General features: G+C 60.1%; 11 protein-coding genes. 8 read left to right on the plus strand and 3 right to left on the minus strand.

Features of this window, described 5'->3' with window-relative positions:
- Positions 1 to 4 precede the first annotated feature (4 nt).
- A complete protein-coding gene (locus tag AC6I7Z_RS13090) occupies positions 5 to 964 on the plus strand; it encodes an AEC family transporter (protein WP_497814538.1) in 960 nt (319 codons plus the stop codon).
- A gap of 54 nt (positions 965 to 1,018) precedes the next feature.
- Here the strand turns inward: AC6I7Z_RS13090 and ahpF are convergent, their stop codons facing one another.
- Together ahpF and ahpC are read right to left on the minus strand one after the other, a co-directional pair.
- A complete protein-coding gene (ahpF, locus tag AC6I7Z_RS13095) occupies positions 1,019 to 2,587 on the minus strand; it encodes an alkyl hydroperoxide reductase subunit F (protein ID WP_033750272.1) in 1,569 nt (522 codons plus the stop codon).
- A gap of 71 nt (positions 2,588 to 2,658) precedes the next feature.
- Positions 2,659 to 3,222 (minus strand): alkyl hydroperoxide reductase subunit C, encoded by a 564-nt coding sequence (ahpC, locus tag AC6I7Z_RS13100; protein WP_033750273.1) that lies wholly within the window; start codon positions 3,220 to 3,222, stop codon positions 2,659 to 2,661.
- A 287-nt stretch (positions 3,223 to 3,509) separates the two neighbouring features.
- On the opposite strand from ahpC, the gene AC6I7Z_RS13105 reads away from it, so the two are divergent.
- The gene (locus AC6I7Z_RS13105) at positions 3,510 to 3,938 is read left to right on the plus strand and encodes a GNAT family N-acetyltransferase (protein ID WP_497814539.1); all 429 of its coding nucleotides are present in this window, start codon (positions 3,510 to 3,512) and stop codon (positions 3,936 to 3,938) included.
- A gap of 21 nt (positions 3,939 to 3,959) precedes the next feature.
- On the opposite strand, the gene apbC is transcribed toward AC6I7Z_RS13105, so the two are convergent.
- Positions 3,960 to 5,072, minus strand: coding sequence for an iron-sulfur cluster carrier protein ApbC (apbC, locus tag AC6I7Z_RS13110; RefSeq protein ID WP_497814540.1), 1,113 nt, complete (start codon positions 5,070 to 5,072; stop codon positions 3,960 to 3,962).
- Between the two features lie 163 nt (positions 5,073 to 5,235).
- Between apbC and metG the strand changes: the two genes are divergently transcribed.
- The 6 genes from metG to sanA all read left to right on the plus strand — a co-directional run bounded on the left by metG (position 5,236) and on the right by sanA (position 12,323).
- Positions 5,236 to 7,266: a methionine--tRNA ligase gene (gene metG / locus AC6I7Z_RS13115; protein ID WP_497814541.1), complete on the plus strand. Its 2,031-nt coding sequence runs from the start codon at positions 5,236 to 5,238 to the stop codon at positions 7,264 to 7,266.
- 264 nt (positions 7,267 to 7,530) lie between these two features.
- Positions 7,531 to 7,920 (plus strand): CidA/LrgA family protein, encoded by a 390-nt coding sequence (locus tag AC6I7Z_RS13120; protein WP_497814542.1) that lies wholly within the window; start codon positions 7,531 to 7,533, stop codon positions 7,918 to 7,920.
- Positions 7,913 to 8,605, plus strand: coding sequence for a CidB/LrgB family autolysis modulator (locus AC6I7Z_RS13125; RefSeq protein ID WP_497814543.1), 693 nt, complete (start codon positions 7,913 to 7,915; stop codon positions 8,603 to 8,605). The genes AC6I7Z_RS13120 and AC6I7Z_RS13125 overlap by 8 nt, the downstream gene beginning before the upstream one ends.
- Before the next feature lie 119 nt (positions 8,606 to 8,724).
- A complete protein-coding gene (cdd, locus tag AC6I7Z_RS13130) occupies positions 8,725 to 9,615 on the plus strand; it encodes a cytidine deaminase (protein WP_497814544.1) in 891 nt (296 codons plus the stop codon).
- 155 nt (positions 9,616 to 9,770) lie between these two features.
- Positions 9,771 to 11,468, plus strand: a complete 1,698-nt coding sequence (locus tag AC6I7Z_RS13135) for an NAD-dependent malic enzyme (protein ID WP_497814545.1) — start codon at positions 9,771 to 9,773, stop codon at positions 11,466 to 11,468.
- 135 nt (positions 11,469 to 11,603) lie between these two features.
- Positions 11,604 to 12,323 carry an outer membrane permeability protein SanA gene (sanA, locus tag AC6I7Z_RS13140; RefSeq protein ID WP_497814546.1) on the plus strand — a complete coding sequence of 240 codons (720 nt, stop codon included), beginning with the start codon at positions 11,604 to 11,606 and terminating at the stop codon, positions 12,321 to 12,323.
- The last annotated feature ends 270 nt before the right edge of the window (positions 12,324 to 12,593 follow it).

Consider the following 12,593-nt stretch of genomic DNA (forward strand, 5'->3'; position numbering starts at 1 on the left):
CGCTATGCCTGGCTTGCTTGATACCCTTACCCATCAGATTTACCTTTCCGCTCCGCTGTTTATTTTGATTTTTCTTGGCTACGGCCTGACGCGCATCGGCAAATGGCCGCTGACCATCAGCGAAGGCATGAACCGCTTCGTCTTTAACGTCGCCCTGCCCTGCATGCTGTTCCGCGTGATGAGCGACTTCTACAAAAGCCCGCCGGTGGATGTGCGGCTGCTGCTGGCCTTTTTTGGCAGCTGCTTACTGATCTTTATCCTCGGCCGCCTTCTGGGGGCGCGGCTGTTTAAGCTCGACGGCGTCGCGGGCACGGTGTTCGCGCTCGGCGGCATCTTCTCCAACAACGTGATGCTCGGCATTCCGGTGGCGACGGTGCTGCTCGGCCCGCAGGCGCTGCCCTCGGTGGCGCTGGTGCTGGTATTCAACAGTCTGATCCTCTGGACGCTGCTGACGCTCTCGGTAGAGTGGGCGAAACAGGGCAGCTTCTCGCTGAAAGGCATCGGCCATACCCTGATCAGCGTGGCGAAGAATCCGCTGATTATCGGTATTCTCAGCGGCACCGCCTGGAGTTTTTTAAAGCAGCCGCTGCCGACCATCGCCGCCGAACCGCTGCGCATGCTCGGCTCTATCGCCGCGCCGCTCTCGCTGGTGACGCTTGGCATGAGCCTGGCGCACTATCGCGTGCGCGACGGGCTGCGCGAAAGCTACACCATCTGTCTGCTTAAGCTGATTTTGCAGCCGATGACCATTTGGGCGATCGCCTGGCTGGTGCATCTGCCGCCGCTGGAGAGTCGGGTTGTGGTGCTGCTCGGTTCGATGGCGGTCGGCGTCAATGTCTACCTGATGTCGCAGAAGTTCAACGTGCTGACCGGCCCGGCGGCGGCAAGCATGCTGTTTTCTACGCTATTCGCCGCGGTGACGACGCCGGTGTGGATGATGCTGATGTCATGGGCGGGCTATTAAAAAAAAAGCCCCGAGACAGAAGTCCCGGGGCCGTTGCGTGGCTATCGCAAAACGTTATTCAGCCGGTTTGGTGCGGATCAGGTAGTCGAAAGCGCTCAGGGAGGCTTTCGCGCCTTCACCGCTGGCGATGATGATCTGCTTGTACGGCACCGTGGTGCAGTCGCCCGCCGCGAATACGCCTTTCAGGCTGGTTTCGCATTTGGCGTCGATCAGGATCTCGCCCATTTTGTTGCGCTCGACCGCGCCTTCCAGCCAGGTGGTGTTCGGCAGCAGACCGATCTGCACGAAGATACCGCTCAGCGCGATGTCGTGCGCCGTCTGGTTGTTGCGATCGATATAGGCCAGGCCGGTCACTTTGCTGCCGTCGCCTTTCACTTCCGTGGTCTGCGCGTTCAGGATCACATCGACATTTTTCAGGCTGCGCAGCTTGTTCTGCAGCACCTGGTCAGCGCGCATTTCGCCGGCGAACTCCAGCAGGGTGACGTGCTCGACGATGCCTGCCAGGTCGATAGCCGCTTCCACGCCGGAGTTGCCGCCGCCGATAACCGCAACGCGCTTGCCTTTAAACAGCGGACCGTCGCAGTGCGGGCAGTAGGTGACGCCTTTGGTGCGATACTGATCTTCACCAGGCACGCCCATGTTGCGCCAGCGCGCGCCGGTGGCGATGATGATGCTGCGTGATTTCAGCACGGCGCCAGAGGCGGTTTCAATTGCGTGCAGACCGCCCTCTTTCGCCGCCGGGATCAGCTTGATAGCGCTCTGGGTATCGATCACGTCAACGTCGTAGTCGTCAACGTGGGCGCGCAGCGAGCCAGCCAGCTTAGCGCCTTCGGTTTTCTGCACGGAGATGTAGTTTTCAATGTCTACGGTGTCGAGCACCTGACCGCCGAAACGCTCGCCCATCAGGCCGGTACGGATGCCTTTACGCGCCGAGTAGATCGCCGCCGCCGCGCCTGCCGGGCCGCTGCCGACGATCAGCACTTCATAGGCGTCGCGCTTGTTCAGCTCTTCCGCCGCGCGCTTCTCGGCGTTAGTGTCGACCTTGCCGACGATCTCAGCGAGGCTCATGCGGCCCTGACCGAACTCTTTGCCGTTCAGGTAGACCGCCGGTACGCCCATCACGTTGCGCTCGGTAATTTCATTCTGGAACATGCCGCCGTCAATCGCCGTGTGCGAGACGCGCGGGTTGATAATCGCCATCAGGTTCAGCGCCTGCACGACGTCAGGGCAGTTGTGGCATGACAGCGAGTAGTAAGTTTCGAAATGCAGGTCGCTATCCAGCGACGCCACCTGGTCAAGCAGGCTCTGCGTCTCTTTCGACGGATGGCCGCCGGTCTGCAGCAGCGCCAGCACCAGAGAGGTAAACTCGTGACCCATCGGCGAACCGGCAAAGCGCGGGCCGCTGTGCGAGCCAGGGTTGGTGATCAGAAAAGAGGGTTTACGCACCGGACGATCGTTCTCTTCGCGGAAGCTGACTTTTTCAGACAGGCTTGCGATATCCGCCAGCAAATCGCGAATTTCCGCTGATTTGGCGCCATCGTCCAGGGTGGCGATCAACTCAACAGGCTTGGTTAATTTCTCAAGGTAGGCCTTGAGCTGGGTTTTTAAATTTGTGTCGAGCATAGTGAGTTCCTGTCAGAAGAAATCGGGTGCCGCAGCACCCGATAGAGAAGATCGAAAAGCCGGTGTGGAAATTAGATTTTGCCAACCAGGTCCAGAGACGGAGCCAGGGTTGCGTCGCCTTCTTTCCATTTAGCCGGGCAAACTTCGCCTGGGTGAGAAGCGACATACTGAGCGGCTTTCACTTTACGCAGCAGGTCAGACGCATCGCGGCCGATGCCTTCAGCAGTGATTTCGATCGCCTGGATGATGCCTTCCGGGTCAACGATGAAAGTACCGCGGTCAGCCAGACCTTCAGCTTCGCGCATGATTTCGAAGTTGCGGGTCAGGGCGCCAGTCGGGTCGCCGATCATGGCGTACTGGATTTTCGCGATGGTTTCAGAAGAACCGTGCCAGGCTTTGTGGGTAAAGTGGGTGTCGGTAGAAACAGAGTAGATGTCTACGCCCAGTTTCTGGAATTCTTCGTAATGGTCAGCCACGTCACCCAGTTCGGTCGGGCACACGAAGGTGAAGTCAGCCGGATAAAAGAAGAACACACTCCATTTACCTTCAACGTCTTTCTCAGTTACGTCGATGAATTCGCCGTTTTTAAACGCAGCGTTTTTGAACGGTTTGATTTTGGTATTAATGATAGACATCTGAAGTCCTCCGCTAAAAGATGTGATGTACGTTACAAAATTTTCGGGCCAACTTCTAATACGCAGTCGTTATCAATCAGATAAACGAAAGCTATCAAACGCGGCAAGCCGCACCGCTATTGACGCCGCTCCGGCATTCTACACGCAAAGCACCTTGATTTAACGCGGTTTATCTTTTCATCGCAGAACTGCTAGTTTTGTAGAGACGCTTATTGATAACGAGCCAGCGCCCTCTCTCCCGCTTGCGGATATGGCCAGCACTCTGATTGCCGTTAAGGGAGTTTACCGTGCAGATACGTTCTTATACCGAAGCCGATCGTCCGTTCCTGCGCACGCTGTTTCTTGCCGCGCGTCGCCATAACTGGCGCTGGCTCGATGACAGCCGCTGGCAGCTGGAAGATTTCGACAGCGTGATCCTGGGCGAGACCGTCTGGGTGGCCGAGCTGGAGGGCCATCGCGTCGGTTTTGCCGGCGTGCTGGAAAATGACAACTTCCTTCATAGCCTCTACGTCGATCCCGCTTATCAGGGCCGCGGCGTCGGCGCCGCGCTGCTGGAGAGGGTGCAGGCGAGTTTTACCAGCACCGGCGCGCTGAAGTGCCTGTTAATGAACAAGGCGGCGCAGGCGTTCTATTTAAAGCACGGCTGGAAGATCATCGCGCAGGGCGAGAGCGAGCAGGGAAAATATGTGCTGATGCACTTTCCGCTGGCGTCCTGAATTGACGCCAGCGGCGCGCGGTTAAAGCGCGCGGAAGGCGATGTCGCCGGGGATCACCTCGCCCTGCCAGTAGAGGCGCGCCGCGACGCGGCCCGCCAGCTGGCGATAGAGCGCGGTAAATTCGCTGTCGGGTCGGCGGATCACCGTGGGTTCGCCGTCGTCCAGGTCTTCGCGCAGGTTGATATGCAGCGGCAGCTGCGCCAGCAGCTGCGTCTGATAGTCCGCCACCAGCTTTTCCGCGCCGCCGGTGCCGAAGATCGGCTCGTGGAAGCCGCAGTGGCTGCAGATATGCAGGCTCATGTTCTCCACCACGCCGAGCACCGGCACGTTGACCTTCTCTAACATCACCATGCCTTTGCGCGCGTCGATCAGGGCGATATCCTGCGGCGTGGTGACGACAATGGCGCCGGTTACCGGCACGCTCTGCGCTAGCGTCAGCTGTATGTCGCCGGTGCCCGGCGGCATATCGAGCACCAGATAGTCGAGATCCGGCCACAGCGTCTCGTTAAGCAGCTGCATCAGCGCCTTGCTCGCCATCGGCCCGCGCCACACCATCGCATTATCGTCGGTCACCAGATAGCCGATAGAGTTGGTGGCGAGGCCGTGCGCCATAATCGGCGCCATATGCGTGCCGTCCGGCGAGGTGGGACGCTCATGCTCGGTGCCGAGCATATTGGGCACCGACGGGCCGTAAATATCCGCGTCGAGAATGCCGACGCGCGCCCCTTCCGCCGCCAGCGCCAGCGCCATATTGACGGCGGTGCTCGACTTGCCGACGCCGCCCTTGCCGGAGCTGACGGCGATGATGTTCTTCACGCCGTTAACGCCTGGCTGGCCTTTGACGCGCTTCAGGGTCGCAATATCGTGGCGCAGCCGCCAGTCGATCGCCTGGGTGCCGGTCAGCCGCAGCAGCTCGGCGCTGGCCTGCGCCTTTAGCTCTTCAAACGCGCTCGCCCAGGCGAACGGCATGCAGAGTTCGATATGCAGCTTGCCGTCCAGCAGCGCCACATGGTGCAGCGCTTTCAGCGCGGTGAGGTTGCGATCGAGGGTCGGATGCCGGAAGCCGCTTAACACGCCCATAACCACGGCGCGCAAGGCTTCAGGTGAATGTGATGTCCGGGATTGTGCTGTCATCCCCACTCCTTGTTATTTTTTCTGTCGCTGGGTTCAGCGGTAACACAACAATGATATCAGATGTCGGCGCGGTCGACGCCAGATCGCCCTTGTGTTTACGCCCGCCAGGGCATGAGTTACCATCTAAGCCCGTTTTTTCAATCAACAGAAAGCTACGCAAACTATGACTCAAGTCGCTAAAAAAATAATGGTAACGTGCGCCCTGCCGTACGCGAACGGATCGATCCATCTCGGCCACATGCTCGAGCATATCCAGGCAGACATTTGGGTGCGTTACCAGCGAATGCGTGGCAATCAGGTCTATTTCATCTGCGCCGACGATGCGCACGGTACGCCGATCATGCTGAAAGCGCAGCAGTTGGGCATCTCGCCGGAGCAGATGATCGCCGAAATGAGTCAGGAACATCAGGTCGATTTCGCCGGCTTCAACATCAGCTACGACAACTATCACTCGACGCACAGCGACGAGAACCGCGTGCTGTCGGAGCTGATCTACACCCGACTGAAAGAGAACGGTTTTATTAAGAACCGCACCATCTCTCAGCTCTACGATCCGGAAAAAGGGATGTTCCTGCCCGACCGTTTCGTCAAGGGCACCTGCCCGAAATGCAAATCGCCGGATCAGTACGGCGACAACTGCGAAGTGTGCGGCGCGACCTACAGCCCGACCGAGCTGATCGAGCCGAAGTCGGTGGTCTCCGGCGCGACGCCGGTGATGCGCGACTCAGAGCACTTCTTCTTCGACCTGCCGTCGTTCAGCGCCATGCTGCAGGCCTGGACGCGCTCCGGCGCGCTGCAGGAGCAGGTGGCGAACAAGATGCAGGAGTGGTTCGAGTCTGGGCTGCAGCAGTGGGATATCTCACGCGATGCGCCCTACTTCGGCTTCGAAATTCCGGACGCGCCGGGCAAATATTTTTATGTCTGGCTGGATGCGCCGATCGGCTATATGGGCGCGTTTAAAAATCTGTGCGACAAGCGCGGCGATCTCGATTTCGACGAGTTCTGGAAGAAAGATTCCACCACCGAGCTTTATCACTTTATCGGCAAGGATATCGTCTACTTCCACAGCCTGTTCTGGCCGGCGATGCTGGAAGGCAGCCAGTTCCGCAAGCCTAACAATCTGTTCGTGCACGGCTATGTGACGGTGAACGGCGCCAAGATGTCTAAGTCGCGCGGCACCTTTATTAAGGCGAGCACCTGGCTGCAGCATCTGGACGCCGACAGCCTGCGCTACTACTACGCAGCCAAGCTCTCTTCGCGCATCGACGATATCGACCTGAATCTGGAAGATTTCGTGCAGCGCGTAAACGCCGATATCGTCAATAAGGTGGTGAACCTGGCGTCGCGCAACGCCGGCTTCCTGACCAAACGCTTTGACGGTCAGCTTGCGGCCGAGCTGGCGGACCCGGCGCTCTACCAGACCTTTGTCGACGCCTCCGAGAAGATCGGCGAAGCCTGGGCGAGCCGCGAATACAGCCGCGCCATTCGCGAAATCATGGCGCTGGCCGATCTGGCTAACCGCTATGTGGACGAGCAGGCGCCGTGGGTGGTGGCGAAGGAAGAGGGCCGCGACGCCGATCTGCAGGCGATCTGCTCGATGGGCATCAACCTGTTCCGCGTGCTGATGACCTGGCTGAAGCCGGTGCTGCCGAGCCTGAGCGAGCGCGCCGAGGCGTTCCTCAACAGCGAACTGAGCTGGGATGCCATTGCGCAGCCGCTGCTTAATCATCAGGTGGCGCCGTTTAAAGCGCTCTATGGACGTATCGAAATGACCAAAGTTAACGCGCTGATTGAAGCGTCGAAAGAAGATGCCGCTGCGGCCAGCCAGCCGGCGAGCGGCCCGCTGGCGGATGCGCCGATTGGCGATACCATCACCATTGACGATTTCGCTAAAGTCGATATGCGCGTAGCGCTGATCGAACACGCCGAGCTGGTGGAAGGCTCCGATAAGCTGCTGCGTCTGCAGCTCGATCTGGGCGGCGAGAAACGCCAGATCTTCTCCGGCATCCGCGCGGCCTATCCGGATCCGTCGGTGCTGATTGGCAAGATGACCATCATCGTCGCCAACCTCGCGCCGCGTAAGATGCGTTTCGGCGTGTCGGAAGGCATGGTGCTGTCAGCGGGTCCTGGCGGCAAAGATCTGTTTGTGCTCTCGGTCGACAGCGGCGCGCAGCCGGGCATGCCGGTTAAGTAAGGACTGACAGCAGGATTTAGATAACCGCACTGTCGTTCTAATGGCCGCAGACAAAGCCTCAGAGCGGGTGACATGGACCGAGGAGCAAAGCGTCCCGCGACAGGGATGTCGCGGGCCGAGCGCGCAGGGACGCCTTGAGCGACTTTGCGATCGGACCATGTCACCCGCGACGGGCACGTAATCAATGCCCAAGGGCGACAGCAATGTCGCCCTTTTTTATCCCGTGTCGCGTATGATGTTGTGCAGTGAAAACAGGAGCCTGCTATGCCCACTGTGCTGTCTCTGTGCTGGCGCTATGTCCGCGCCTTCGTCATCATCTATCTCTGCCTCTATGCGGGCAACGCCCTCTCCTTGCTGCTGCCTATCACCATTCCCGGCAGCATCCTCGGCATGCTGACGCTGTTCACCCTGCTGGCGACGCAAATCCTGCCCGTCGACTGGGTCAAACCTGGCTGCCACCTGCTGATCCGCTATATGGCGCTGCTGTTTGTGCCCATCAGCGTCGGCATCATCAACTACACCGACGTGCTGAGCGCGCAGTTCGGTCCGATTGTGGTCTCTATCGTGGTCAGCACCTTTCTGGTGTTGACGATTGTCGGCTGGAGCGCCCATAAAATTCATACGCGCAGCGTGCAGGAGAAGCCGAGTGAGTGACATCTGGTGGTCGCTGCCGCTCAGCATTGGCGCCTTTATGCTGGCGCGTCGTCTGGCGGCGAAGCTGAAAATCTCGCTGCTCAATCCGCTGCTGGTGGCGATGGCGATCATTATCCCGCTGCTGCTGGTGCTACACATCCCCTACGCGCGCTATTTCGCCGGCAGCCAGATCCTCAATCAGCTGCTGCAGCCGGCGGTGGTTGCGCTGGCGCTGCCGCTCTACGAGCAGATGCATCAAATCCGCGCGCGCTGGAAATCGCTGATCGGCGTCTGCTTTATCGGCAGCCTGACCGCGATGGTCTCCGGCACCGCTATCGCGCTGTGGATGGGCGCGACGCCGGAAATCGCCGCCACTATTTTGCCGAAATCGGTGACCACGCCCATTGCGATGGCGGTCTCCGCCTCGCTGCACGGCATCCCCGCTATCAGCGCCATCTGCGTGCTGATCGCCGGCGTGCTCGGCGCGGTCTTCGGCCATATGGTGCTGAACCTGCTGGGGATAAAAACCCGCGCGGCGCGCGGACTGGCGATCGGCAACGCGTCGCACGCGCTCGGCACGGCGCGCGCGGCGGAGGTGGATTACCAGGAAGGCGCGTTCAGCTCGCTGGCGCTGGTGCTGTGCGGCATCATCACCTCGCTGCTGGCGCCCTTTATATTTCCCCTGCTGATGCACGCGTTCGGGTAAAACTTTGCGATAGATCTCGCAAAGTTGAAACGATGCAAATCTGTTGCATTGTCAGAGCGATACAGATCACATATAACCCCTCTGGCGGCAATGGGCCGCCCGATATTAACGAGGCTATCATGCATCCACGTTTCACCTCCGCCTTCGACGCGCTGCCCGCTGCTCTGCAAAGCGCGCTGCGTCCGATACTTGACGACGCGCAGTTTCAGGCGGCGCTGACGCCGGAGCAGGTCGCATCGCTAATGCAGCAAACGCAGCTGGACGCCGACGCGCTGGCGCTGCTGCTGCTGCCGCTGGCGGCGGCCTGCGCGGTCGCGCCGGTTTCGCGCTTCAACGTCGGCGCCGTGGCGCGCGGCGTCAGCGGCCGCTGGTACTTCGGCGCCAATATGGAATTCGCGGGCGTGGCGATGCAGCAAACGGTTCATGCCGAGCAGAGCGCTATCGCCCACGCCTGGCTGCGCGGCGAGCCACGCCTGGAGGCGGTCACGGTTAACTACACGCCGTGCGGCCACTGCCGCCAGTTTATGAACGAACTCAACAGCGGCACCGATCTGCGCATTAGCCTGCCCGGCCGCGGCGTCAGCACCCTGGCGGATTATCTGCCGGACGCATTCGGCCCGCGCGATCTGAACATCACTACCCTGCTGCTGGATAAAGTGGATCACGGCTATCAGGCGGAAGGCGACGCGCTCGCCCAGGCGGCCGTCGCCGCTGCCAACCAGAGCCATGCGCCTTACAGCGGCTCGCACAGCGGCATTGCGCTGCGCACCGCGAGCGGCGCGACCGTCACCGGACGCTACGCCGAGAACGCAGCCTTCAACCCGAGCCTGCCGCCGCTACAGGCCGCGCTGATCCTGCTTAATATGCAGGGCGAAGCCTGCGAAAACATCGAGGCCGCCGCCCTGGCAGAAGTCGAAAACGCCACGCTGAATCAGTTCGCCGCCACGCAGGCAACGCTGGCCGCGCTGGGATGCGACCAGCTGACTCGCGTCACGCTGCGCAAAGGCTGAGGCACAGAACACGCTTTCCAACACTTACGATATCTTTTATTTACAAAAGCTGTACATCAGCGAGAAATTTCATAGGATCGTGCGCCAGCAACACAAAAAAAGAACGACTGGCGTCTGAGCTTTGCCAGACAACACCGCAACCGGAGCATCAATTCATGGAACATGAGTACGAAAGTAAGCGTCCGCTGTACATCCCCTACGCTGGCCCGATCCTGCTGGAATTCCCCCTGCTGAATAAAGGCAGCGCCTTCTCGCTGGAAGAGCGCAACGAATTTAACCTCAACGGCCTGCTACCTGAAGCGGTCGAGAGCATTGAAGAACAGGCAGAGCGCGCCTGGCGTCAGTTCCAGGACTTTAAAAACAATAACGATAAGCACGTCTACCTGCGCAACATTCAGGACACCAACGAAACCCTTTTCTATCGTCTGCTCGACAACCATCTCGAAGAGATGATGCCGATTATCTATACCCCGACCGTCGGCGCGGCCTGCGAACACTTCTCCGAGATCTACCGCCGCGCGCGCGGCGTTTTTATCTCCTATCCGAACCGCGCCCACATTGAAGACATGCTGCAGAACGCCACCAAGCAGAACGTGAAGGTGATTGTGGTCACCGACGGCGAGCGCATTCTCGGCCTCGGCGATTTGGGCATCGGCGGCATGGGCATTCCTATCGGCAAGCTGTCGCTCTATACCGCCTGCGGCGGCATTTCGCCGGCCTACACGCTGCCGGTCGTGCTGGACGCCGGCACCAACAATCAGCAGCTGCTTAACGATCCGCTCTATATGGGCTGGCGTCATCCGCGCATCACCGGCGAAGAGTACGACGCCTTCGTTAACGACTTTATCCAGGCGGTAAAACGCCGCTGGCCGAACGTGCTGCTGCAGTTTGAAGACTTCGCGCAGAAAAACGCCATGCCGCTGCTGCAGCGCTATCGCGACGAGATCTGCTGCTTCAACGACGATATTCAGGGCACCGCCGCCGTGACCGTCGGCACGCTGATCGCCGCCAGCCGCGCCGCAGGCAGCCGCCTGTGCGAGCAGAAAGTGGTGTTCCTCGGCGCAGGCTCCGCCGGATGCGGCATCGCCGAGCAGATTATCGCGCAGATGAAATCGGAAGGCCTGAGCGACGAAGAGGCGCGCGCGCGCGTGCTGATGGTCGATCGCTTCGGTCTGCTGACCGACAAGCTGCCGAACCTGCTCGATTTCCAGAGCAAGCTGGTGCAGAAGAGCGAGAACCTGAAAACCTGGGACACCGCCAGCGATTCCATCTCGCTGCTGGACGTGGTGCGCAACGCCCGTCCCGATATTCTGATCGGCGTCTCCGGCCAGCCGGGCCTGTTTACCGAAGAGATTATCCGCGAGATGCATAAGCACTGCGCGCGTCCTATCGTGATGCCGCTGTCGAACCCGACATCGCGCGTCGAGGCGACGCCGGCGGATATTATCGCGTGGACCGACGGCGCCGCGCTGGTAGCGACCGGCAGCCCCTTCTCGCCGGTGAGCTGGAAAGGCAAAACCTATCCGATCGCGCAGTGCAATAACTCCTATATTTTCCCGGGCATTGGTCTGGGCGTGATTGCCGCCGGCGCGACGCGCGTCACCGACTCGATGCTGATGACGGCAAGCCGCGCGCTGGCCGACTGTTCGCCGCTGGTGAACGAAGGCGAAGGCCCGGTACTGCCGGAAATCAAAGATATTCAGGGCGTGTCGAAAATCATCGCCATGGAAGTGGGCAAAGCCGCGCAGCTGGCGGGCGTTGCGGTGGTGACGTCGGAAGATGTGCTGTCGCAGGCGGTCGCCAGTAATTTCTGGCTGCCGCAGTACCGTCACTATCGTCGCACCTCGATCTGACAACCGGTCGCCGGGCCGTTTCAGGCCCGGCTGCCGCGCAAAAATCCATCAGCCAACCGGCGGCGCCTTGCTTCGTAACCGGTCCTCAAGTAGCCTTGATGCACCGATTTTTCCTGACCCCGAGCGCTCACGCGTATGTTGAAACGCGTTTTTATTGGTCTCTTATTCATCATCTTACTGGTGGTGGCGATCGCGCTCGGCCTGGATCGCTGGATCAGCTGGAAAACCGCGCCCTATATTTATGAAGATGTCGCCTCGCTGCCGCATCGTCAGGTTGGCGTGGTGCTGGGCACGGCGAAGTATTACCGCACCGGCGTCTATAATCAGTACTACCTCTATCGCATTCAGGGCGCGCTGAACGCCTATAACAGCGGCAAGGTCAATTATCTGCTGCTGAGCGGCGACAACGCCATGAGCAGCTATAACGAACCCATGACCATGCGTCGCGATCTGATCAAAGCCGGCGTCGATCCGCAGGATATCGTGCTGGACTACGCCGGTTTCCGCACGCTCGACTCTATCGTGCGCACGCGCAAGGTGTTCGACACCAACGACTTTATTATCATCACCCAGCGCTTCCACTGCGAGCGCGCCCTGTTTATCGCCCTGCATATGGGGATTCAGGCGCAGTGCTACGCGGTGCCGTCGCCGAAAAATATGCTGAGCGTCCGCTTCCGCGAGGTAGGCGCGCGCCTCGGCGCGCTGGCCGATCTCTACGTGATGAAGCGCGAGCCGCGCTTTCTCGGCCCGCTGGTGCCGATCCCGGCGGTGCGGGAGGTGCCGGAGGATGCGCAGAGCTATCCGGCAGTGACGCCGGAGCAGCTGCTGGAAAGCGAGCAGAAAGCGCGGAAATAGAAAATAGAAAGAGCGGCCCGCAGGCCGCTCTTAAAAACAGATAATGTGCTCACACGGATGGCAGGGTTCGATCGCAAAGTCGCTCAAGGCATCCCTGCTCGCTCGGCCCGCGCGGATACGCACCTCGTCCTTGAGGTGCGCCCGTTAACGGGCCAACGCGCTGCGTTGTTCAAAAACGCTCCCGGCGTTTTTGTCCCTGTCGCGGGACGCTTTGCTCTTCGAACCCTGCCACCCGCGTTTTGACGCCCAGGCTGTCTGCAACAAGCCTGA

Source organism: Pantoea sp. X-Soil-MYKO-1289 (genome assembly GCF_059730625.1).